At 41.7% G+C, this 21,954-nt stretch carries 22 protein-coding genes; 17 read left to right on the top strand and 5 right to left on the bottom strand.

What is annotated here, in order from left to right:
* Position 1 precedes the first annotated feature (1 nt).
* From AC13DA_RS10275 to AC13DA_RS10295, 5 genes are all read left to right on the top strand, one after another.
* Positions 2 to 1,123: an ABC transporter permease gene (locus AC13DA_RS10275; RefSeq protein WP_284451248.1), complete on the top strand. Its 1,122-nt coding sequence runs from the start codon at positions 2 to 4 to the stop codon at positions 1,121 to 1,123.
* Between the two features lie 203 nt (positions 1,124 to 1,326).
* The gene (locus AC13DA_RS10280) at positions 1,327 to 2,091 is read left to right on the top strand and encodes an EAL domain-containing protein (RefSeq protein WP_284451247.1); all 765 of its coding nucleotides are present in this window, start codon (positions 1,327 to 1,329) and stop codon (positions 2,089 to 2,091) included.
* Between the two features lie 163 nt (positions 2,092 to 2,254).
* The gene (locus AC13DA_RS10285; protein ID WP_007144953.1) at positions 2,255 to 2,722 is read left to right on the top strand and encodes a DUF2721 domain-containing protein; all 468 of its coding nucleotides are present in this window, start codon (positions 2,255 to 2,257) and stop codon (positions 2,720 to 2,722) included.
* A 109-nt stretch (positions 2,723 to 2,831) separates the two neighbouring features.
* Entirely contained in the window at positions 2,832 to 3,866 is a 1,035-nt protein-coding gene (locus AC13DA_RS10290; RefSeq protein ID WP_284451246.1) for a mechanosensitive ion channel family protein, read from the top strand.
* Positions 3,867 to 3,934: 68 nt separating this feature from the next.
* The gene (locus tag AC13DA_RS10295) at positions 3,935 to 4,738 is read left to right on the top strand and encodes a potassium channel family protein (protein ID WP_284451245.1); all 804 of its coding nucleotides are present in this window, start codon (positions 3,935 to 3,937) and stop codon (positions 4,736 to 4,738) included.
* A 40-nt stretch (positions 4,739 to 4,778) separates the two neighbouring features.
* Here the strand turns inward: AC13DA_RS10295 and AC13DA_RS10300 are convergent, their stop codons facing one another.
* Entirely contained in the window at positions 4,779 to 6,149 is a 1,371-nt protein-coding gene (locus AC13DA_RS10300) for a GGDEF domain-containing protein (RefSeq protein ID WP_284451244.1), read from the bottom strand.
* A gap of 149 nt (positions 6,150 to 6,298) precedes the next feature.
* Here AC13DA_RS10300 and AC13DA_RS10305 point away from each other — a divergent pair, with 149 nt between their 5' ends.
* On the top strand, positions 6,299 to 6,553 hold the full coding sequence (locus AC13DA_RS10305; RefSeq protein ID WP_284451243.1) for a hypothetical protein: 255 nt from the start codon (positions 6,299 to 6,301) through the stop codon (positions 6,551 to 6,553).
* A 36-nt stretch (positions 6,554 to 6,589) separates the two neighbouring features.
* A complete protein-coding gene (locus AC13DA_RS10310; RefSeq protein ID WP_284451242.1) occupies positions 6,590 to 7,213 on the top strand; it encodes an esterase/lipase family protein in 624 nt (207 codons plus the stop codon).
* 41 nt (positions 7,214 to 7,254) lie between these two features.
* Here the strand turns inward: AC13DA_RS10310 and rnk are convergent, their stop codons facing one another.
* Positions 7,255 to 7,671 (bottom strand): nucleoside diphosphate kinase regulator, encoded by a 417-nt coding sequence (gene rnk, locus AC13DA_RS10315; protein ID WP_284451241.1) that lies wholly within the window; start codon positions 7,669 to 7,671, stop codon positions 7,255 to 7,257.
* Between the two features lie 635 nt (positions 7,672 to 8,306).
* Between rnk and AC13DA_RS10320 the strand changes: the two genes are divergently transcribed.
* From AC13DA_RS10320 to AC13DA_RS10330, 3 genes are read left to right on the top strand one after another with little or no spacing between them, the layout of a single operon-like run.
* Positions 8,307 to 9,281, top strand: coding sequence for a DUF2157 domain-containing protein (locus AC13DA_RS10320; protein WP_284451240.1), 975 nt, complete (start codon positions 8,307 to 8,309; stop codon positions 9,279 to 9,281).
* Positions 9,278 to 10,333: a DUF4401 domain-containing protein gene (locus AC13DA_RS10325; protein WP_284451239.1), complete on the top strand. Its 1,056-nt coding sequence runs from the start codon at positions 9,278 to 9,280 to the stop codon at positions 10,331 to 10,333. Before AC13DA_RS10320 ends, AC13DA_RS10325 begins: the two co-directional genes overlap by 4 nt.
* Positions 10,320 to 10,817: a GDYXXLXY domain-containing protein gene (locus AC13DA_RS10330; protein ID WP_284451238.1), complete on the top strand. Its 498-nt coding sequence runs from the start codon at positions 10,320 to 10,322 to the stop codon at positions 10,815 to 10,817. Before AC13DA_RS10325 ends, AC13DA_RS10330 begins: the two co-directional genes overlap by 14 nt.
* A 19-nt stretch (positions 10,818 to 10,836) precedes the next feature.
* On the opposite strand, the gene AC13DA_RS10335 is transcribed toward AC13DA_RS10330, so the two are convergent.
* Together AC13DA_RS10335 and AC13DA_RS10340 are read right to left on the bottom strand one after the other, a co-directional pair.
* Positions 10,837 to 11,895, bottom strand: coding sequence for a 3-deoxy-7-phosphoheptulonate synthase (locus AC13DA_RS10335; RefSeq protein WP_284451237.1), 1,059 nt, complete (start codon positions 11,893 to 11,895; stop codon positions 10,837 to 10,839).
* Positions 11,896 to 12,245: 350 nt separating this feature from the next.
* Positions 12,246 to 13,265, bottom strand: coding sequence for a TIGR03790 family protein (locus tag AC13DA_RS10340; protein ID WP_284451236.1), 1,020 nt, complete (start codon positions 13,263 to 13,265; stop codon positions 12,246 to 12,248).
* Positions 13,266 to 13,384: 119 nt separating this feature from the next.
* Between AC13DA_RS10340 and AC13DA_RS10345 the strand changes: the two genes are divergently transcribed.
* The 5 genes from AC13DA_RS10345 to AC13DA_RS10365 all read left to right on the top strand — a co-directional run bounded on the left by AC13DA_RS10345 (position 13,385) and on the right by AC13DA_RS10365 (position 18,308).
* Positions 13,385 to 13,837 (top strand): DUF2127 domain-containing protein, encoded by a 453-nt coding sequence (locus tag AC13DA_RS10345; RefSeq protein ID WP_284451235.1) that lies wholly within the window; start codon positions 13,385 to 13,387, stop codon positions 13,835 to 13,837.
* Between the two features lie 82 nt (positions 13,838 to 13,919).
* Positions 13,920 to 15,566 carry a GGDEF domain-containing protein gene (locus tag AC13DA_RS10350; protein ID WP_284451234.1) on the top strand — a complete coding sequence of 549 codons (1,647 nt, stop codon included), beginning with the start codon at positions 13,920 to 13,922 and terminating at the stop codon, positions 15,564 to 15,566.
* A gap of 123 nt (positions 15,567 to 15,689) precedes the next feature.
* Positions 15,690 to 16,124: an OsmC family peroxiredoxin gene (locus tag AC13DA_RS10355; protein WP_284451233.1), complete on the top strand. Its 435-nt coding sequence runs from the start codon at positions 15,690 to 15,692 to the stop codon at positions 16,122 to 16,124.
* A gap of 77 nt (positions 16,125 to 16,201) precedes the next feature.
* Positions 16,202 to 16,597: a VOC family protein gene (locus AC13DA_RS10360; RefSeq protein ID WP_284451232.1), complete on the top strand. Its 396-nt coding sequence runs from the start codon at positions 16,202 to 16,204 to the stop codon at positions 16,595 to 16,597.
* A 61-nt stretch (positions 16,598 to 16,658) separates the two neighbouring features.
* Complete coding sequence (locus AC13DA_RS10365; protein ID WP_284451231.1) at positions 16,659 to 18,308, top strand: OpgD/OpgG family glucan biosynthesis protein; 1,650 nt, start codon at positions 16,659 to 16,661, stop codon at positions 18,306 to 18,308.
* Between the two features lie 107 nt (positions 18,309 to 18,415).
* Here the strand turns inward: AC13DA_RS10365 and AC13DA_RS10370 are convergent, their stop codons facing one another.
* Positions 18,416 to 20,104 (bottom strand): glycoside hydrolase family protein, encoded by a 1,689-nt coding sequence (locus AC13DA_RS10370; RefSeq protein ID WP_284451230.1) that lies wholly within the window; start codon positions 20,102 to 20,104, stop codon positions 18,416 to 18,418.
* Between the two features lie 208 nt (positions 20,105 to 20,312).
* On the opposite strand from AC13DA_RS10370, the gene AC13DA_RS10375 reads away from it, so the two are divergent.
* Both AC13DA_RS10375 and AC13DA_RS10380 read left to right on the top strand, forming a co-directional pair.
* Complete coding sequence (locus AC13DA_RS10375; protein WP_284451229.1) at positions 20,313 to 20,708, top strand: GFA family protein; 396 nt, start codon at positions 20,313 to 20,315, stop codon at positions 20,706 to 20,708.
* The gene (locus AC13DA_RS10380) at positions 20,709 to 21,920 is read left to right on the top strand and encodes a hypothetical protein (RefSeq protein WP_284451228.1); all 1,212 of its coding nucleotides are present in this window, start codon (positions 20,709 to 20,711) and stop codon (positions 21,918 to 21,920) included.
* Positions 21,921 to 21,954: the final 34 nt, after the last annotated feature.

Below are 21,954 nucleotides of genomic sequence, written 5' to 3' on the forward strand. Positions count from 1 at the left end.
GATGAGCAGCCTGAAAAATATTATTAACCTTGGTATTAAAGAACTTCGCACTTTGGTACAAGATCCCGTCATGGTGATTGTGATTTTGGTGGCATTCACCTTGATGGTGTACTCGGCTGGCAAAAGTGTCTCGACAGAGCTGCAGAACACGCCGATAGCTGTGGTGGATGAAGACCATTCGGCGATTTCCATTAATATTGCAGAAGCGTTTTATGAGCCTCATTTTAAACCGGCGCAGCAAATATCACTTCAGGATGTGAATAAATCACTGGATACTGGTTCATATACTTTTGTACTCGACATCCCTGATGATTTTCAAAAGGATTTATTAGCAGGGCGCCAGCCTGAAATTCAGTTAGCGATTGATGCAACAATGATGAGTCAGGCTTTTATTGGTGCCGGCTATATCAGTGAAATTATTGATAGAGAAGTACAGCATTTACTGGAAACAAATAAGGCGGCATCCAGCCAGGCGGTGAAACAGATCGTCAGGATGCGGTTTAACCCAAATCTTAATAGCGCCTGGTTTAGCGGGGTGATGGAACTAATCAATATGATTACGTTGTTATCTGTGATTCTGACGGGAGCTGCCTTGATACGTGAGCGTGAACACGGCACCTTAGAACATTTGCTGGTAATGCCCATCACACCCTTTCAAATCATGGTGGCTAAAATCTGGTCGATGGGGCTGGTGGTATTAATTACCAGCACGTTTTCACTTTATGTCGTCATTCAGGGCTGGCTGAATATGACGATTGCTGGTTCCATTTTGCTGTTTCAGTTAGGGACGGCTTGCTTTTTATTCTCTACTACATCATTGGGCATTTTATTGGGCACACTGGCCCGAAGCATGCCACAGCTGGGCCTGTTATTACTGTTATTGATATTGCCGTTACAGATGTTGTCTGGTGGGATGACACCCTTCGATAGCATGCCAGAAATTGTGCAAAACATTATGCAGTTTGCACCGACTTCGCATTTTGTCAGTACTAGCCAGGCGGTGCTTTATCGTGGTGCTGGTTTCTCCATCATTTGGCCCGATTTATTAGCCAATGTGGCGATTGGTAGCGTGTTTTTTTTATTTGCTCTGGCATTATTCAGAAAAAGTCTGGCAAGTGTTTGAACAGTACTTAAGTCATCATTTGTTGGACAAGTTTTACGTCGTACTTCAGTATATCTGAGGATAGCCGATTGAATTTTAATTAAGTCCATAAAATTAAGTCATAAAATGATAGGGTTATAACATTATTGGTCATTTTCAAAGCTTCGCACATAGCAGACAGATGACGAGTAAGAAAAATAGCCAAGGTAAGGAGGGAATAGACCATGAATTTAGAAGAGAAAATCTGCCAGAGTTGTACAGAAGAGAATAGTTTGGATTTCGACTTTACCATGGCTTTTCAACCTATCATTAATTGCAGTAATGAGACTGTTTATGGTTACGAGGCGCTGGTTCGAGGCATTAATAACGAGTCTGCCTATTCTGTAATATCCAGAGTTAATGATAAAAATCGTTATTTATTTGATCAGCTCTGTCGGGTGAAAGCGATTTCACTTGCATCGAAGTTGAATATTACTTCGATGTTGAGTATTAACTTCCTACCTAATGCGATTTATGTGCCGGAGCGTTGTATCCGCACTACCTTTGAAGCAGCTAAACAGTATGACTTCCCCTCAGAGAGAATTATGTTTGAGTTCACTGAGGTCGAAAAAATGGACGATACCGAGCATGTTAAACGTATCGTCGATTATTACCAGTCGCTGGGGTTTAAAACGGCAGTGGATGATTTCGGCTCTGGCTATTCAGGACTGAATCTGCTTGCCGACTTTCAGACAGACATTATTAAATTGGATATGGCACTCATCAGAAACATTGATTCGAATAAGGTACGTCAATCTATCGTCAAGAATTGTTTAACCATGTTTAATGAGCTAAATATCACGACATTGGCTGAAGGTATTGAAACATATGAAGAATATGTCTGGTTACGTGATGTGGGGATCGAACTCATGCAAGGCTATTATTTTGCAAAACCCGGGTTTGAGAGTTTGCCCGACATAAATCATGGACAATATACACAAGCAGGCTAGTGATAGCGTATTTGCATAGAATAATTGATATATGCTGTTGTTTTCCTGTGCTGGTAAATGCGGTTCAAACAAAACATTGATGCATATATCACCTATAATCTACAGTTGATATCACTCTCCAGGTGGTTAACGACAGGCAGATTCAGAAAAATAAGAGAGTCAGATGACAATGTTTACCTGGTTAGCTAATCTTGGTGACGTTACCCATGCCGTACAATTGGCGTTAACGCCTGCATTCTTGCTTACTGGTATGGCGGGAATCCTTAATGTAATGGCAAACCGACTTGCCCGGATTATAGACAGAGCACGTGTTTTGACCGATCAAATGTCTTCGGTAACTGAGCTGTCTGAGCCTTGTCGACAAGAAATATCTGTATTGGGACTTCGCCGTCGAGCGGCAAGTAATGCGATCACCATGTGCGTTCTGTCTGCACTCTTAATTTGTTCTGTGGTGTCGGTGATGTTTCTGGAAGCACTGCTTGATTTCAATTTACGCTGGCTAATAGGTGCATTATTCATGGGCTCGACATTGGCACTGGTATTCGGGCTTGCGTTTTTCCTTCGAGAAGTTCATCTGGCAACACGCAACAGTTATAAGATGATTCCGTCAATGCAAAGAAAGAAGCATTGAACAGGACGCCTTATCAAGCACGGATAATATTCAGCCAAAATATGAGAATTATTGCTTTTGATTCTCAGCCCCGATATATATTGTTTTATTGACGAGAAACTGCATCACTATGGCATCAGACTCTCTTGGATTAATGGATACGCTTAACATATTGTCGGCTCAGTTACTTGAACTATGGCAAGCGACGATCAGGGTGATGCCCTCTTTTGTTATTGGTTTGCTGGTTTTTCTTATCTTCTTTTTTCTGGCAAAGCCATTCTCTGCTTTACTTGTTCATCCCATCGGCTATATCAGTACCAGTAACCTTGTACAGAATGTTGTCAGGCGCGCTATTAGCCTGTTTATTATTTTAATCGGTTTGTATATTTTTCTGAGTATTGTTGGCTTGACGCAGGCTACACTTGCCATTGTCAGTGGAACGGGTCTATTAGGCATTATCATTGGTTTTGCTTTTAAGGATATTGCAGAAAACTTTATTTCGAGTTTGCTGCTGAGTGTGCAACGTCCGTTTTTGATCGGCGATGTGATTGAAGTGCAGGGACTAAAAGGGGTAGTAAACAAAGTCACAGCCCGTGGCACAACCTTAGTCGATTTTGATGGAAATCATATCCAAATTCCCAACGCGACTATTTATAAAAATGTCATTAAAAACTTTTCGGCTAATCCCTGGGTAAGAGGCAGCTTTATAGTTGGGATTGGTTATGATGCCAGTATTCAACAATCACGTCAGACCATTTTGGCTGTGTTGAATGAACAAAATGAAGTGTTAAAAGATCCTGAACCACAGGTGCTTATTGACTCATTAGGCTCATCCACGATCAATATCGTGATTAATTTTTGGGTGGATGGTCACCAATATGCGCTAAATAAGGTGGCTTCGGTTTTGATGCATAAAACTGTTCGACGCCTTGAATCCGCTGGTATCACTATGCCCGATGATGCGCGTGAGGTTATTTTTCCTCAGGGCATACCTGTCGTGCAAGTCAATACGGAACAGTCAATGATGGCAAAGGCGGTCGATAAGCCTGCCGTCCAGAATGACAGTGCTGAGGTGAGCACACAACAACTTACCAGTGATACACAAGATATTATTGATCAAGCGAGAAATGCACGCGATCCAGAGGAAGGCAAAAATATTATTTAAACAAACTCATCACAGAGTTTGATGTTGGTATTTTAGACTCAAATAAGCAATATAAACAGGAGCCCACAATGGGGCAGGTAACACCATCAAACCTAAGTTTCTGGCAAAAATTACATAATAAAATAGACCATCTTTATAATGGCTCAACTCCGAGTTCCAGACGCTTTCGTTGGGGATTATTAGCATTTGATGCTATTACCATTGTTTATTTTATATTGGCCTCTTTTTATCACCACATAGATGATTTCCATATTCTGGAAGAGGCGATTGGGATTATTTACTTGCTCGAGCTAATGGCCAGGCTCTATATCAGCAAATCAAAATTCCAAGAATTGCTCCATCCTGTTGGTTTGGCCGATATTATCGTCATTATTTCTTTGCTTGCACCCTCTCTTGCAGAGAATTTCAGTTTCCTGAGAGTGATAAGAACACTTCGTTTATTGCGTTCTTATCACATGCTGAGAAATCTTAGAAAGCAGTCACGATTTGTGAGAATGCATGAAGATGTGATCTTCAGCGTGGTAAATTTGTTCGTGTTTATCTTTGTGATCACTGCTGTCGTTTATGTCAGCCAGGTGCATATCAATGATGATATCAATGACTATATTGATGCGTTGTATTTCACGATTGCCACCTTAACCACTACTGGGTTCGGCGATATCACACTGGTGGGACATGACGGCCATATCCTGGCGGTGCTGATTATGATTTTTGGCATCTCTTTATTTTTACGTTTGATTCAGACTATTTTTCGACCAGGGAAAATTCGTTATGAATGTCCGTCATGTGGTCTGAATCGACATGACCATGATGCCGTGCATTGTAAACATTGTGGTGAGGTGATTCATATCACTACGGAAGGTGAGTACTAAGTCTGCTGATATGATAAATGGGCAGAAAGTTAGCTGAAGACTAGATGACTTCCACACGATTACGCCCATTCGCTTTAGCCAGATATAAGGCATTATCAGCACGATTAAAAAAGTCAGTCGTCGTATCACCTGCTTGATATGATGTCATGCCAATACTCACCGTGAAGTGCGGCAATGATGCGTCTCTATAGGTATCAATTTTCGTCTGTAAAAGCTTTGCAATCTCTAGGGCTTGCTCGTGTTCGGTTTGTTTTACCAGTACAGCAAACTCTTCTCCACCGATACGGAAGATAGTATCGGTTTCCCGAAGTCGGTTTTTTAACAGTTCAACAAGCTTAATGAGTACGGCATCACCCACCTCATGACCATATTGATCATTGACCTTTTTAAAGTGATCGGCATCAATCAGAAGTAAGCTTAACTTGGCGCCACGTGATGCCAAATTTAATTGCATTTTTAACTGTTCGTCCCATTTGTGCCGATTATAAGCGCCTGTCAGTTTATCCAGAGTCGCGAGTTCAATCAGTTGTTTCTCTATTTCATCGCGGCTGATTATTTCATGGCTAAATTGTTTTAATAACAGTTTTAATTCATGTTCAAATTGAGAAAGTTCATCTCGTTCGTCAGCGATATTGTTATCTACCTCGAAATCGACAACCTCCCTATGTTCAATAGCATTTCTGAATAAATGTATTGTGTCACGTGTTTGGGTAATTCGTTGACGAAAATACTGGATGGTATATTGCGTTAAATACAAACCAATAATGAATGCACACACACCTAAAATGCTGGTCATAATCATGAAGTTTGATTCATGCTTTTCAGTATAAATAGCGGTGCTGACGGTTAATGCGTTCAGGTGATTGAGTAATTTTCCAAGCTCATCATCCAGTTGTTGATCTTGTTGTTCGAGATGCTCCCAGTTAATTGATTCTCCAGTGAGCATGGCTTGAATACTAGCCATAAAACTTTTTTCAAATGCCAGTCTGACCTGATGAAGTTTGTTCATTGAAGTCAGCAACAGTTGATGTTGTTCTTGTTTAAAGCGAATGCGACCTTTTTCAATCCCACTTTCGATAATGGCTGATGCTTTATACATTTGCTCAGAGAGATGCTGATTATAACTCTCCAGTTGTTGGTGTATGTCAGCAGGATTGATGTTGTTATTGGATGGTTTATGATTGGTTTGACGAAATAATTCAATCAGAATATGTTGCCGAAGCTGAAGCAGTTCAATTTCTGAAACGACCTCAGTTAATGGGGTATCTACCTCAGCCAGCTCAATCATCTCAGACCGAATTTGCTGCAGTCCTATCATTGAATAGATGATCATAATGATTAAAAAGGACAATAAGATAATTGAAAGTCCACCGATCTTTCTGCTGATTGATGAGTTTACCCAACGTAACATTAAAATTGCTCCTGAATCCAAGCGTACAGTTTAGCAATATGCTGCTTATACATCAGTGTTTTAAATCCTTATTTAATTTATGTTAGTGACATGATTTAATGCCTATGCCCCAGGGAAGAGGGCAAGTGAAAAAATTAAGGAAGATAAAAATGAAAAATATCATCTTGGTGCTAGCTGTGATTTTTTTGCCAGCGTGTGTGACCTTATCAGGCGATTATCAAGCTTTTGTGTTTGATACAGAGGGTAATCAGCTTAATGAAAATTTAATCCTTACTGCCAGTGGTTCTGGAATTTATACCTTACGTAACTCTGTGTGCCATTCTTATCCAGGGGCGACGCTAAGAATTATCGACCTAGATACAGGCAAGGAATTAGAAGGGGAGAGCCCTTATCATTGTCATTAGCGATCTAATAATAAGTCGTTTTGAGGCGACCCACTGATGATACAAGTATTATTTGTACATGGTATGGGCCGATCTCCTTTGTCAGCCTGGCCGCTGCTTAGACAGCTAAGAAAACAGGGCATTAAAACATCGACATTTAGCTATTTCGTGTCGTCACAATCGTCTGAAGTGATTCAGTTTAGACTGGCAAAACGAATCCGGGATATAGCTAATCAAGGTGAATATGTGCTGATTGGTCATTCACTTGGTGGCGTGTTAATTCGATCGGCATTGGCCAATATGGATGACAAGGTTCGTATGCCAGAACGTTTATTTTTACTGGGTTCGCCAGTTCGAACATCACGATTAGCTATGTTCTTTCAACGCTATTGGCTTTTTCGTTTGTTAACAAAAGACTGCGGTAAACTATTGGCAACGAGTGAACGGATGCAGGCGATTCCTGCTAGTCATTGCCCAACAACGGCTATTGTTGGCGTTAAAGGCATAAACGGAAAAAACAGCCCATTTAAGAGTGAGTTAAATGATGGGGTGGTGTCTTTGTCGGAGGTCAGTGCTGACTGGATGACAGAGCAAATTCAGATACCCGTGATGCATAGCTTTTTACCATCCAGCAGGCAAGTATCGAATCTGATTATAAAGAAACTCGGCTTATTGAGTTAATAGACTGGCTCAGGGTAAAACTATCCTGAGCCATCTTCTTTTTAGCGATGGTATTCGCCAGCACGTTCCGGTTGATACAGAATTTCATCAACACGAACCTGAATGGTTTTGCCATCACGTCCAGGCCAATCAATTTCATCACCTTCCACCAGGCCTAGCATGGCGCTACCGGCAGGTGCCAGAATGGAAATGGTTTTGCCATCGTCTGTCATATCTTTTGGATAAACCAAGGTCAGACAAAATGTTTGATTTGATGATGAAACTGAAAATCTGACCGTTGAATTCATCGTAACCACATTGGGTGGAATCGCAGTTGGTTCAACGATATCTGCACGTTCAAGTTCAGCTTCAAGATAGCTTGTTCGTTCTACTTCATTGGACGGTAAAGTATCCAGAATCTGTTCTAAGCGGCTTAAGTCCAGTGCTGAAACAATAATATTCGGTTGTGACACATTCATTTAATAACCTCTCAATTGCAAGATGTAGCTATGCTGCGAACACTTGCGATAGATAAAAAAGGGAAATAAAAATAGGCGAGGAACATAAACTGTTCTGAGCGCTATCATGCCATAAAGGTATGAAAGTGGTAAGTCATATTCTCTTTTTCAACAGGTTGCCTTGTGACAATGACATCCAGTGTAAATAAGGACGAAGGATATTGCATATGAGTTAGGCTGAGTTTAGCTTAGCGGTTAATAATGATTAGATAAGTAAAACTGCCACAAAATAATGAAAAGAACGGCACTAATAATTAAACTGATATCGATAATGACTGACAGTATTTTTATTCTCAAACAATGTTGCCATAAAGGCGGCCAACAACAGTAATTACGGTGACAATACTAATACAACGACAATTAATGAGAACTGAGAGTGAGTTGTTGGTTAGGTTACGCGGATGATTGACCAGAATTGATGGTTTTTAAACAGTCTTGTATAAATTGAACAAAAAGGGGTGATTGACTGCCATCAGTGCCTTTGTCTATTTAAAACCTTTTCCGGTGAAAAATGCGTATTCAGCTCTTATCCGAGAGGCTAAATCATCAATTTTATATAACGACTGAAATTAAGTTCATTAAACAAGGAAGAGAAATTGACTATCCAAAAACGATCATCAGTTATTGCTTTGTTTGAGGCGGGGGCGATTTCTAGCCAGAAAATGCCTGCTGTATTGACATTATTAGGGTTAAAACCAGACAAAGACGGTTGGTTAAAGATTTTTCAAATGTTATTACTTTGCTTTGGTAGTTGTGCCATTGCATTTTCAGTCATCTTTTTTATTGCCTATAACTGGGCGGATATGAGCCGTCTTAGCAAATTTACCTTATTGGAAAGCAGCATTGTTTTCTCCGTTATTTTGTATTGGCGATTGGCACAAAAAGGATTAGCAGGCCGCTTAGCGTTACTGGTTGCCAGCTTGCTGGTCGGCGCATTAATGGCTTTTTTCGGGCAAACATATCAAACCGGAGCTGATGCCTGGCAGTTATTCTTTTACTGGGCTTTATTCATCACACCTTGGGTTGTCATTTCTCAGTTTTCTACATTGTGGTTATTTTGGTTGTCACTGTTGAATCTGTCACTCGTACTCTATTTTGATATTTTTCATTCAGTATTCGGCCTGTTCTCTGATTCAAACAACAGTCTGTTCTGGTGTCTGTTTTGGTTCAATACACTGGCATTAATTATTTGGGAGATGTTCAGCCAGAAAATGGTCGCACTCACAGAGCGGTGGCCACAGCGAATACTTGCGGTGATAAGTGGCTGGGCAATCACCACACTAGTGATTTATGCCATTGTGGAAGAATCTGAAAATGCGTTTTCCCCATCTATTACCTGGTTAGTTTGGATATGCCTGTTTATGTGGGTATATCGTCGACGCTCTACTGATTTATTTATGTTGGCGGGTGGCTGCTTATCGTTGATTGTTGTGGTGATAACCCGGTTGGCGATGCAAATTATGGAGACCGGTGAGGAAGGGGCTCTGCTGTTTTTGTCAGTCCTTATTATTGCAATGGGATCCGGCGCGACCTACTGGTTGAAACAGGTTCACAAGGAGATTGAATCATGAATCAACACAGCATTGTTTGGAATACCCTGAAACAAGCTGAGCTGGTAACTGGGGAGAAACCTCAGGGATTGACTCCCAGCACACCTTGGTACATTAAAACCTTATTGGCGATTGCCGGCTGGTTAGCATCGCTCTTTATATTGTCTTTTCTTGGCTTAATGTTTAACCAACTATTAGAGTCAGTCGTTGCAGATATTATTCTGGGTAGTGGGATGATCTTTTTAGCTTACCACTTACTTTTAAAACAGCATTCTGATTTTGTTGAGCATTTAGGTTTAGCGATGAGTCTGGCAGGTCAGGCACTGTTTATTTTTGCCGTTATTCAGTGGCAAAGCACGACATACCTGACAAGCTGGCTGGCTGCATTGTGTTTAAACATTGGGCTAGTGATATTAATGCCGCACTTTGTGCATCGGGTTATTTCTGCTTTTTTTGTCTGTATCTGCCTGGCAGGAGTGATGACAGAGTTGGGTCTTTATTCGCTTGCTATTCCTGTTGTTATGCTGTTGTGCGCCTGGTGTTGGTTACATGAGTTTGTTTCTGTGCGCTGGCATGGACATATTACAGCGATGGGGTATGGCTCTATCCTGGCCTTGTTCGTAATTCAAACTACGCAGATATTTGATTCTGGAATGACGTTGTTGATGGATGAGCATCTGCTTGAGCAGTACATCCGTTTTTCCTGGACTTCGGTGATAGCAGCCGCTGTTATTCTGTACGTTACGGTGATGTTAATTAAACAGCATCAGTCTTTAACACATTCATCTTCTGTTTATATTCTTCTATTGGCGCTTATATTTGCTACGGTGGCGTTTAATATCGCTGGTTTGTATATTGCCGTGATGATTATGGTATTGGGGTTTGCCAGTGGGCATCGTCTGTTAATAGGTTCAGGTATTGTTTTTTTGCTGTTTTGTATTAGCCATTATTATTACGTTTTGAATACGACGCTATTAATGAAATCCATCAGTTTATTGGTGTTGGGTATCGTTTTAATCGGCTTATATTGGTGTTTACCTAAACTGTTTGGAGGTAAACATGAAGCCGACTAAGATAGTCGCTGTACTGGGGTTGTTGCTGATATTGCTTGCTGTGAATTGGTCAATTTATAAACAGGAGCAGGTTTTAGCACAGGGTAAAACCGTTTTATTGAAATTAGCTCCGGTGGATCCTCGCTCATTGATGCAAGGGGATTATATGGCGCTGCAATTTGAGATAGCCAATCAGATTCGCTCAGCACTTCTTCATCAAAACGCTGACTCGCAAACGCCGTATAAATTAGAACCGCAAGAGGGGTATGTGGTGGTGAAACTCAACCAGCAAAATCAGGCTGAGTTTGTCAGAATTGACCAAGGTGACGCCTTAGCGGGAAACGAGTTGCGTTTATTTTTTCGGGTTAGACACAGCATGGTTAAGTTTGCTACCAATGCCTTTTTTTTCCAGGAAGGCAAAGCATCAGAATACGAAAACGCCGAGTTTGGTGAGTTCAGGGTAGGGGATGATGGTAACTTGCTTCTCGTTGATTTAAAGCAGTAAGTTACCACCACCATTTTTGCTAGACATCGTGTTTACGTAATTTCTGATACAGCGCTGTTAACAAGGCTTCGGTGTCGTTCCAGCCCAGGCAGGCATCGGTGATAGATTGACCATATATAGGTTGATCTGAATCATTTTGTTTACCCGCTTCAATATAGCTTTCCAGCATTAGCCCTAATATGCCGCTGTTACCAGCAAGATGTTGATCAACCACATGGTGGGCTATTTCCATTTGGCGTTCATATTGTTTTAGTGAGTTGTCATGGCTACAGTCAATCAGTACTTTTTCGTGACAGTCATTGGCTGACAGTTGACTAAGCGCATGATGTATTGAGTCAGCGTCATAATTTGTCAGCCCTTGTCCTCCACGCAAGATAAGGTGGGTGTCAGGGTTGCCTCGGGTATTAATAATACTGATTTGTCCGTCATCATCGATACCAAGTGTATGGTGTCCGCGCGATGAAGCATGCATGGCATTGATCGCACTGCTTATCCGGCCATCGGTGCTGTTTTTGATACCTACCGGGCAGGGCAGATGACTAACTAGTTCACGATGGGGTTGAGACTCTGATGTACGTGCACCTATTGCTGCCCAGCTGATAAGGTCATCCAGGTAACTCATCACCAGAGGATGCAGTGCTTCGCTAGCCAGTGGTAAGCCTAACGCTGACAATTGCAGTAATACCTGTCTTGAACGGTGTAAACCTAAAGCCATGTTGCCACGACCGTCTCTTAACGAATCGTAGGCAAGTCCCTTCCAACCATGGGTTGTTCGTGGCTTTTCCACGTAAGCTCGCATCACAATCAGCAACTTATCATCCACTTGCCTGGCAAGTTTTGCCAGTCGTTTTCCATAATCTAAAGCAGCCGCTTCATCATCAATCGAGCATGGACCAACAATAACCATGAAGCGATTATCATGACCATTTAATAGCCTAACGATCTGCATCCGTTGTTGCTGGATTTGTGATGATAACTGAGTGCTTAATGGCAAAGTGTCTCTGAGTTGCCTGGGGGTAGGCAATTTCAACTCATCTGAAGCTAACTGATGTTGTTGACGCTGAATGGTTGAGGTCATGAGATGTGGCTCCTTAAACAGTGGAGACCGGACTGAGTCAGAATAGGCATAGCAAATACTCTCTACATATAAAAAAACCCCGGTGGACTGACTGACCATTCGGGGTTCTTATGGTAGTCAGCGAATGCCGGACTACCTTGAACTATTAATTAAGTACTATAGGTGAGCCGGCTTCTGGCTAAAAAAATAGCCATAAGCAAACCACCAAAACATAACAACGCTATCTACCAGAGGCAGATATTGCCGGATTTGATTTGAAGCAAAGGTTGTTTGTGAGTTCATGAGTTGAATTCTAGGCTATCAAATGGATTTTGAAAACCTCTTGTCCTTATTAATTATTGACTGTGAGTTTAATGACACCACGGACAGGCAAGAGGTTCACCGATAAAAAGGCCTTCTCCAGGTTGCTGTACGGATTTCCAATAGGCTTCTATTAAGCTATCACCACCAACATAGCTTGAGATGAGAATTTGTGCATTAGGAAATTTTTGTGGATAGTTGCAAGGTTCAATAACGGTGCCATAGCTCCCTGTCGCTCCTGCCTCAAGCCAGCGAAAGGCTTTCATCTGACCTTGACTGCTAATGCCTGCGCCGCCGGTAGAAGTAAGATGATCAGCAATAGCGCCCGGGAGATAATGATTGCTTTTGATATCAGGTACCTGTGTGTAGCCGGTCAGATAAAACAAAATATTGTTTTTATTCTTAATACTGGTGCCCTGTGATCGAAGATGATCATCAACATAATGAATTTGTAACCCGTTTTGTTCTGGCCAGATATCAGCAAGTTTCTTGAACATCCGCCAGCGCGTGCTTCGTTGAACATCCTGAGTTCGAACTAAATAGGCATCTCCATGTGGCTGGCTATTGTCAGCTTTCACCCCTCTATCGATCAGTTCTTTAACTTCGTCAAATCGACGGCCACTCAACATCATAGTCAATCGAATGGTATCGCTTTGCCACAGTTGATGAGACTTTGCATTAAAAAAAGGACTGTTAGCTGTCATATGGCAACCTGATATGTGGCTTTTATTGTGACTGCAATATTTTTCGTCAAAGCCTAAGCTAAATGCACTGGTGATAGACATACAGCCAACACGATACGGAGCATGCCAGGTCAGCAATAACACTTTTATCTGGTCAGTTAAATACGGTTTAATTTGTTGTTGAATATCAGCGAATTGGCTGGGACTTATCGTGCTATTGTTTGCTGTGCTTAGTTTTATGCCGACAAGTTGTGACTTCGGTACAGCACGCTTTTGGAGATAATAATCAGCAATCTTTTTCGACAGAGAGTCATTTTGTTTGAATAAAACAAGCACATTTTTCCCTGTGAGTTGTTCTACCTGGTCAGCAGAACAGGGTAGAACCATCACAAAAACTGAAACTGTAAGAAAGAGAAGTTTTAATATTGATGACAAGTGACATTACTCATTGCGGTGAGTAGTTAGTCTAAGCAAGTAAAAAGCCTAAATCAATGAAAGGAAAATGAATGAATAGGTCACCAGCTGGCTTACGTTTAATAGCGATAATGGAGGCATCAAAGGGGACGATAGCCTTATTGATAAGCCTCGGACTACATGAGTTAATGGGCCAAAATCTTCAGCAATTGGCTGAAAAGCTTATTAATCATCTTCATCTTAACCCAGCCAGTTATTATCCGGGTCATCTGTTACAGGCACTGGCGGATATTAACAATACGAAATTGATTATAGTGACAATCGCAGCGTTGCTTTATAGTTTTATCCGCTTTGTTGAAGCTTATGGTTTATGGCATCAGTATCGCTGGACGGAGTGGCTGGCTTTAGTCAGCAGTGTTGTATATTTACCTTTTGAGCTTTACGAACTCTACCAAAAAGTTACTTTATTAAGTTCACTGTTATTGATGATCAATACCTTGGTTGTCATATATCTAGCCACTGTTCTAAACAAAGCCAGAACATAAAGTAATATTATTATGCTTGTGTACAAGTTAAGCTGTGATTAGTATGGGCAAATAGCCTACGAATTAGGTAAAGGTCTTTTTGATGCGTGATAAGTCTAGTCCCAAGACAGCGGAAAAGTGGCGTGAGCAATTCATCGAACTTAGCCATGAACTTGAGCAGCAAAAGTTATATGAACAGTTATTGGAACGTGGTCTTTCCCGTTTAGCATTGGCTGCCAATGGCATCGATGGTTGTCTTGATCCGCACCTTGATGCACTTAGAAAAAATCTTCGTACCTCTGTCACCGATAAAACGGAGGTGGAGAAAATTCTTGCGGAGATAGAATCTGCAATCACGGCGATGGATGCCAAAAAAGCATCTAAATCGGATATTGCTCAACTGCTTATAGCGTTGATCGATAAAGTCAGTTGGCCGAAAACGCAAAAAAAGCAGTTTGATAAACTCCGCAAACGTGCTGAAAAAAGTTCTGATAAACAACTATCAGAGATTCTTGATGAAATCGCCCATCTAATCGAAGAAAGTTTTTCAGCAAAAAAAGCAAAAGACCGAAATGGTTTTTTTTCACAGTTTTTACCGCTGAAACAGACAAAGTCCTCTTACACTGTTGTAGAGACTGACTTATCAGAGCAGGAAAGCAATGATGACGATAAGCCAGATTTTATTCATGAATCACGAAAAGATGACTTTACTCCACAGATCTTACTGACCGTATTACTGGAGAGGCTATCACTACCGACAGAGTTGAGTTCAAAAGCATCGCAATTAAGATTAAAAATACATGATGGCCTCAAAACGGAAGATGTGCCTGAAACCATATCTTCTATTGCGGATCTGGTCAGTGAGCTCAGCTCATCTGCCATGGCAGAAAAAAAAGAATATGAAAAATTTCTGCGAGACTTAACAAAGAAAATTACCTCGCTGGATAAATATCTGTATGAAGTGGTTAAGCAAGACCTCTCTGCTTTTGAACAAAGGCACAAATTGGCCGGAGATGTTGAGCAGACCATGGTTGAGTTAAGGACGGATATGGAAGGTGCGGCGGATTTTGTCGAAATAAAGTCTGTGCTTAGTCAACGTCTGGATCACCTCAATGAGCAGATTACTAATTATCAGCAAGCCGATAATACCCGCTTTGCTGAGTCTCAAAAGCAGATTGAAGCGTTAACACAGCGTCTGCATGAAATGGAGTCTGAAGCTAACGAACTACGACTGGCTACCAGTAAAGCCCGTGCGTTGGCAATGAAAGATCCCTTAACCGGAATATGGAACCGTCAGGCTTTAACTGAAGTGTTGCAGACGGAATACAGCCGCTGGGCTCGCTACCAAAAACCCCTAACCATGGTGGTGTGGGATGTTGACTACTTTAAAGCGGTAAATGACAAGTTTGGCCACAGTGCAGGGGATGTCGTGTTAAAAACCATCGCTCGCATTTTTAAAGACTCCACACGCCAGGCGGATTTTATTGCGCGCTTTGGGGGAGAAGAATTTGTTGGTTTGTTTCCTGAAATTAATTTAGAGCAAGGGTTGGAGATGGCGAATAAAATTCGTCAGACAATCGAAAACACGCAATTCCAACATAATGGTATCTCTGTTCCGATAACAACATCCGCCGGTTTAGCGACCTTTGAAAAAGGCGACACCATTGAGGATGTTTTTACCCGTGCCGATAAAGCTTTGTATGAAGCCAAAGGGCAGGGTCGAAATAATTGTCAGATTGAAAGAAAGTAACTTCAGGAACTATTCACAGCAGTATGACTGTCAACTAATACAGATATTCAATTAAGACAATGTGAAGTCGTTTGAATATCGTTAAGGTTAATCCTTATTTTTTGAACTCAAAAAGGAGACAGTATGAGTATTGTGAAGACTGGTTCGGCCATCTATAAAAGCCTCGGCAAAAAAGGAGAAGCCAGCGTCAGCACTGAAACGCCGGCACTCAAGGATCATCCTTATGGTTTTACTAGTCGATTTGAGGGTGGCAAAGGCACCAATCCTGAAGAACTCCTTGCAGCAGCCCATGCGGCCTGCTTTACCATGGCGCTCTCTTTTGCATTGGAAGGAGAAGGCTACAAAGACGGTGATTTAAAAACCGACGTATCTATCTTTCTCAATGAAGACGGTGATGGCTTTCGTATTAGCCGATCAAAATTATCTCTTACCGCGAAGGTGAAAGGTATCGATGAAAAAGAATTTGATCGTATAGCTCATGAAACTAAATTAGGTTGCCCTGTGAGTAAGTTATTTAATGCCGATATCGAGTTAGAATATACGCTTAACGCCGCATAAAAGCGTTCATTAGAACTATTGGCCTCACATAATAAATAGTATTTGATTATGTGAGGCCATTTTTATGGATACCAGTTATGCATATTAAGTCACTGGACCACCTTGTTTTAACGGTTAACTCGGTTAACGACACGGTTGATTTCTATTGTCATATTTTAGGAATGGAAAAAATCGTCTTTGCAGAGAATCGTGTTGCGTTATTATTTGGTAGTCAAAAAATTAATCTGCATGAGCGTGGTAAAGAGTTCGAACCCAAAGCACAATATGTCAGGACTGGAAGTGCTGACTTATGTTTCATCGTAGAAACACCCTTAACCAGTGTTATTGCTGAACTTAATCATAAACAGGTAAAAATTATTGATGGTCCGGCGATGAGGACAGGTGCTCAGGGCGCTATTGAATCTGTTTATCTTTATGATCCAGATGGCAACCTTATTGAATTATCTAACTATATAGAGCCTTCGGCCCGGTAAAAATAGTCGACAGCAATCAATTTGCATGTTTGTCAGCAAGTATTTTAATCAGAGTGAGTTTATGGAATTGAACCTAATCCTTAAGAAAAATGATAAACCTAGTTTGAGTCATGTCAGTACATCATCTAGCTTGCTAAGGCATATTGCTATTGGTTGTGCATTCGCTATCGGCCTGGCCACCAGTCAGCTCAGTTATGCCATTACTGATCCTGTGTCGCCACCGGCAGGTGAGAAATTCAGCTATGCCTGGTTAAAAGGCTATGCCAGAGCATTATCTGAAAAAGCCTATATCAGCCACAAAGGCGAGTTACCCAAAAGCATTAAAGGTATGAGCTGGGATGATTATCAGCAATTACAGTTTAAAAAAGATAAGGCACTTTGGCGAAATGATGATAGTGAGTTTCGTGCGGAGCTTTTTCATTTAGGTCTGTATTTTGATACCCCAGTTCATATCTCAGAGCTAAAAGATGGCAAAACAACGCCGATTGAGTACTCATCTAATATGTTTGATTACGGTAAAACGGGGATTGATGGTAAGAAATTACCTGAGGACTTAGGTTACGCCGGATTTAGAATGCAATTCCATACTGACTGGAAACGTGACGTGATTGCTTTCCTGGGGGCCAGCTACTTCCGTGCCGTGGGTAAAGAAATGCAGTACGGTTTATCTGCACGTGGACTGGCTGTGGATACGGCGATGCCTCGACCTGAAGAATTTCCGATGTTTACCCATTTCTGGTTGGAGCAGCCAAAGCCGGGCAGTGATATCACCACTGTCTACGCACTTCTGGATTCTGAAAGTGTGACTGGGGCCTATCGTTTTGATATTCAACCAGGTGACCGACTGAAAGTGAAAGTGGATGCAGCACTGTATCCGCGTAAAGCAATTGAACGTTTAGGTATCGCACCCTTAACCAGTATGTACATGATCGGTGAGAACGATAAACGCACAGACTGGGACTGGCGACCTGAAATTCATGACTCCGATGGCTTATCAATTCATATGGGCAATGGCGAGTGGATTTGGCGTCCGCTGACAAATCCTCGTAATCTGAGATTTAATGCCTACGCCGACAATAATCCAAAAGGATTTGGCCTGATGCAACGTGATCGCAAATTTGATCACTATCAGGATGATGGGGTGTTTTATGACCGCAGACCCAGTCTATGGATTGAACCGGAAGGCAATTGGGGGAAAGGTTCAGTGCAGTTAGTTGAGATCCCGACCCTGGATGAAACCTTCGATAATATTGTGGCTTTCTGGAACCCTGACAAACCTGTGAAACCAGGTGAGGAATTACTTTATAGCTATAAAATGTATTGGGGTGGTGTGCCGCCAGTTGAACCTGAACGTGCCAAAGTGGTAGATACGTTTACCGGCATTGGTGGCGTAATAGGTCAACACCGCCAGTATTACAGTAAACGGTTTGTCATCGATTTTGCCGGTGGCAGTTTGCCAATGTTAGCTGATGATGCCCAAGTGAAACCCGTTATTACGACTTCTGCGGGCAAAGTGGAAATTACCTCAGCTCGGCCTCAGCATGCGATTGATGGGTACCGGGCGATGTTTGATGTGGTGCCACCTGATAACAGTACAGATCCCATCAATCTGCGGGTTTACCTTGAAGCCGGAGGTCAGCCTCTAACGGAAACCTGGATTTATCAATGGACTCCGCCACCGCAAAATGAACGGGATTTACATAATCCTTAACAATAAAAAAGCAGATGTTTAACATCTGCTTTTTTTTATGTGTGACACAATGGGATTGTTATATAAAGGCGGCCAGTATTTGATTGATCTGCTCAGCTATTGGCCCATTAATTATATTCACCAGCGCGTAATAACGGTAACAGTTCTGTTAGTGGACGTTCAGGTAAATCGATAAAAACATCTTTATCATCAGGCTCATTGTCCAACATACCTAATAAGCCGTTTAAGCCATGGCAAACGGCATCCGTTCTTACTTTCTGGCTACTGAAGTTATTGATAAAACCACCTATAGCCTGTTTGGGATTAGTAATATTGTAGGTATTTTTTTCGTTATAGGTGTTTTGTAATAACCAGCGACTGGTTTTACGCATAGCATCACGATACTGATCACAGTCACCTAATTTCTGTTGTTCACAGAAAGGTACCATTTCTCCCATGACTTCATTGATCCAGCCATTACCGCTGGTTGTCATGGCATCGAGGTAGCGACCATGATTATAGGCATCGTCAGGCTGGTTGATCTGTCGCTGTAATAGTACGTCGCCAATTTGTAAAATAGTTTTTATGTAAACGGGCGTGGGATCAACTTTAGCCAGATCGATTAAAGCCATCATTATCCAACTGGATGATATGGAATTAGCCGGACGATATTCATCACCGACCAGTGCGCCATGCAGGCCGACCTCACGAATTAACTGGCTGGCCACTTGTTTGGCACCCTCTAAATACCGTTGGTCCTTAGTGATGGCGTAGAGACGAGAGAGGGCAGATACCACCTGACCGGAATAAAGAATGGACTGTTTGTTGTTATAGCTCCATTTATCATCTTCACATTGAGCAACCGGTGTAACAGTGCCGTCATCATTGATCATCTTTAGTAGCCAATTGCCAGCCGATTGCACGGATTGAAGGTATTTCTCTTCATCAGGTGTCAGATTGTGGAGCAACAACAGGGTGAAGATCGTTTTAGATGTGGTACCAACAACAATACGACATGTTTCTTCATTAGTTTCAGGATCGACACCATAATCAAATCCGCCTGCATTGGGGCCTGATGTTAACTGTCTGTCGAGTAGAAACTGTGCCATGCCTTCAAAGTAGGATTGCAATTCGATATCTTTCTGGTGTTGATTTAGACGTATTAAGGTATTCAACGTTGTCGCTGAGTAAGTCGTTCTCAGCAGTTTCTCAGATGTATCATGCTCGGCGTCATAAAACTTGAATATACCGGAATAGTCATTATTGATTGCACGTAATAAATACGCTTTACTTTGCTTTATTTGATTCTCAATACCTTCTCTATCAACATGACGAACGATGACGCGATCACCCTGAACTTCATAAGCGTCGTCTTCATTATTTACCATGGCATAAACGTGATCTGGGTGATAGTCGAAACTCACTTTGAAATAATAGTCATTCAGATCGGTTTTAGACGTGATAACCGTATCGGCTAACGATGCTTGTGTGGCTTGATGGAGTGTTTCTGTCAGTGAGGCTCCCGATGCATCTCCTTCACCAAACACGTTACCTTCGTGATAACTGACAATGTGAACACGCCAATGCGTTTGCTGATAATGGTTATTCCATTCTTTTTCTAATTGAGTGAGTGCTGTTTTGGTTGAATTATCTTCATTTTCCATGGCTATGCTACGCACATAACGAACCACTTCATGCCTGAAGGTTTGATGATCTATCTGTAATGCCTCGTTCTCTAACTTTGTTTCTGCGACATCCGCTTGTACCAGAGGCATAAACAAAACAGTCACACATAAGGTGACAATCAATCTCATCATACATATCTCCTTTTGAAACCAAAAAGTAAGAAGGATTGTGTGTTGGAGTGATGAAATACGAAATATATCCATACCAATTAAGAATTATTGAAAATCGCACATTCAGAAAAAGGGGATGATCGTGTAAGCTTTCTTAAGAATGACCACATTCATTCATGGTTAACACTAAATTAGAGTTGCCATTATTCACATTTGTTATGAGGTAGGTATGTTGAAAGGCAGTTGTTTGTGTCAGTCTGTTCAGTATGAGATTGATAGTGAACTTGGACCCACGATGATCTGTCATTGCGAAAATTGTCGAAAAGCCAGTGGCTCTGCTTATGCGATTAATGCGGCTGTAGACAGCAATAAATTTCATCTTAACACTGGCGAGAAGGCGATTGCCGAATATGAATCTTCACCGGGTGTTTTCCGGGTGTTTTGTCAGCACTGTGGTTCACAGCTTTATAGCAAACGTAGCACCATGCCTGAAATTATCCGATTACGTTTAGGCACACTCGATACGGCAGTCAATATCAAACCACAAGCCCATATCTTTGTGAGTTCAAAAGCATCTTGGCATCAAATTTGTGATGACGTCCCTCAGTTTGCTGAACGCCCATAAATGCAGTCTTCAGTAGTTTTGAATACTGTCATTATTGTTATTGCCTCAGCTGTAGCAGCTTATCTGGCTTTTTCTAAACGCTTAAAACAGTCCTCATCATGGAAAGCAACAGTCACGCCGCTGGCATCCATCATGGGGAGTGGTTTCCTTATTAGCGCACCACTACTGGCAAATACGGTAGGCAACTATGCTGTCTTATGTATGGTGGCATTATTGCTTATAGCCTATGCCGTTGGACATGCTATTCGTTTTAATATTCGTCACTTTGAACCGATAGAACATCAGCAGGGAACCGCACAGAACATCGCATTTATGTCGAGAATTGTACTGTCTGGGGCATATTTCATTTCTGTGACCTACTATCTGCAGTTGCTCGCGGCTTTTGTGCTTAATGCTGTTGGTGTGAGTGGTGATGTTTATGCCAATATCATTACCACGGCTCTGTTAGTACTTATTGGCGGTATTGGCATGTGGCGTGGGTTAGGCGAGTTGGAGAAAATCGAAACCTATGCTGTGAGTCTAAATCTGGGAATGATTGTCGGGCTTCTGTTTGCATTATGTGCATACAACATACATTTACTTCTGGGCGGCGAGTGGCGATTTGCTGAGATGTCCTCAGAGATAAATCTGCATGACTTTCGGGTATTACTGGGCTTATTGATCGTGGTTCAGGGCTTCGAAACTTCACGTTATTTGCAAGATGAGCATTCAGCAGATGAAAGAATTCAAACCATGCGTAGGGCTCAAATTATCTCTGCCGTGATTTATGTGTTGTTTATCAGTCTGTCGACCGTGCTATTCCACTCCGGACTGGATGCCGATGTGACAGCTATCACTAACATCATGCTACCTGTTGCTGTGGTTTTGCCAATATTAATTTCTATTGCTGCTGTGGGTAGTCAGTTCAGCGCCGCGGTTGCCGATACCTCAGGTGCCGGTGGTTTGGTACAGGATATTGTGCAGCACAAGCTATCTATTCGATATGTTTATCTGATTATTATGGTTGTCACCATCATGCTTACCTGGGCAACCAATGTGAATGAAATCATTGCTTATGCTTCTCGTGCGTTTGCATTATTTTATTTTCTGCAAAGTCTGGTGGCTTCTATTGTTGCGCATCAGCAAAAACAGACCTGGCAAAGTCGTTTTTTTGCGTTGATTTCGATAATGTGTTTTAGCGTATTTGTTTTTGGTATACCTTCTGGTGGCTAAAAAGAAATGAGTCGTATCGACGTTAAACTCTTAT

The organism is Methylophaga sp. F-2, from assembly GCF_056859315.1.

What these genes read in the sequence shown, in the direction of transcription:
- AC13DA_RS10275 (WP_284451248.1), top strand. Translation starts at nt 2, where the DNA reads ATGAGCAGCCTGAAAAATATTATTAACCTTGGTATTAAAGAACTTCGC.
- AC13DA_RS10280 (WP_284451247.1), top strand. Translation starts at nt 1,327, where the DNA reads ATGAATTTAGAAGAGAAAATCTGCCAGAGTTGTACAGAAGAGAATAGT.
- AC13DA_RS10285 (WP_007144953.1), top strand. Translation starts at nt 2,255, where the DNA reads ATGACAATGTTTACCTGGTTAGCTAATCTTGGTGACGTTACCCATGCC.
- AC13DA_RS10290 (WP_284451246.1), top strand. Translation starts at nt 2,832, where the DNA reads ATGGCATCAGACTCTCTTGGATTAATGGATACGCTTAACATATTGTCG.
- AC13DA_RS10295 (WP_284451245.1), top strand. Translation starts at nt 3,935, where the DNA reads ATGGGGCAGGTAACACCATCAAACCTAAGTTTCTGGCAAAAATTACAT.
- AC13DA_RS10300 (WP_284451244.1), bottom strand. Translation starts at nt 6,149, where the DNA reads ATGTTACGTTGGGTAAACTCATCAATCAGCAGAAAGATCGGTGGACTT.
- AC13DA_RS10305 (WP_284451243.1), top strand. Translation starts at nt 6,299, where the DNA reads ATGAAAAATATCATCTTGGTGCTAGCTGTGATTTTTTTGCCAGCGTGT.
- AC13DA_RS10310 (WP_284451242.1), top strand. Translation starts at nt 6,590, where the DNA reads ATGATACAAGTATTATTTGTACATGGTATGGGCCGATCTCCTTTGTCA.
- rnk (WP_284451241.1), bottom strand. Translation starts at nt 7,671, where the DNA reads ATGAATGTGTCACAACCGAATATTATTGTTTCAGCACTGGACTTAAGC.
- AC13DA_RS10325 (WP_284451239.1), top strand. Translation starts at nt 9,278, where the DNA reads ATGAATCAACACAGCATTGTTTGGAATACCCTGAAACAAGCTGAGCTG.
- AC13DA_RS10330 (WP_284451238.1), top strand. Translation starts at nt 10,320, where the DNA reads ATGAAGCCGACTAAGATAGTCGCTGTACTGGGGTTGTTGCTGATATTG.
- AC13DA_RS10335 (WP_284451237.1), bottom strand. Translation starts at nt 11,895, where the DNA reads ATGACCTCAACCATTCAGCGTCAACAACATCAGTTAGCTTCAGATGAG.
- AC13DA_RS10340 (WP_284451236.1), bottom strand. Translation starts at nt 13,265, where the DNA reads ATGGTTCTACCCTGTTCTGCTGACCAGGTAGAACAACTCACAGGGAAA.
- AC13DA_RS10345 (WP_284451235.1), top strand. Translation starts at nt 13,385, where the DNA reads ATGAATAGGTCACCAGCTGGCTTACGTTTAATAGCGATAATGGAGGCA.
- AC13DA_RS10350 (WP_284451234.1), top strand. Translation starts at nt 13,920, where the DNA reads ATGCGTGATAAGTCTAGTCCCAAGACAGCGGAAAAGTGGCGTGAGCAA.
- AC13DA_RS10355 (WP_284451233.1), top strand. Translation starts at nt 15,690, where the DNA reads ATGAGTATTGTGAAGACTGGTTCGGCCATCTATAAAAGCCTCGGCAAA.
- AC13DA_RS10360 (WP_284451232.1), top strand. Translation starts at nt 16,202, where the DNA reads ATGCATATTAAGTCACTGGACCACCTTGTTTTAACGGTTAACTCGGTT.
- AC13DA_RS10365 (WP_284451231.1), top strand. Translation starts at nt 16,659, where the DNA reads ATGGAATTGAACCTAATCCTTAAGAAAAATGATAAACCTAGTTTGAGT.
- AC13DA_RS10370 (WP_284451230.1), bottom strand. Translation starts at nt 20,104, where the DNA reads ATGATGAGATTGATTGTCACCTTATGTGTGACTGTTTTGTTTATGCCT.
- AC13DA_RS10375 (WP_284451229.1), top strand. Translation starts at nt 20,313, where the DNA reads ATGTTGAAAGGCAGTTGTTTGTGTCAGTCTGTTCAGTATGAGATTGAT.
- AC13DA_RS10380 (WP_284451228.1), top strand. Translation starts at nt 20,709, where the DNA reads ATGCAGTCTTCAGTAGTTTTGAATACTGTCATTATTGTTATTGCCTCA.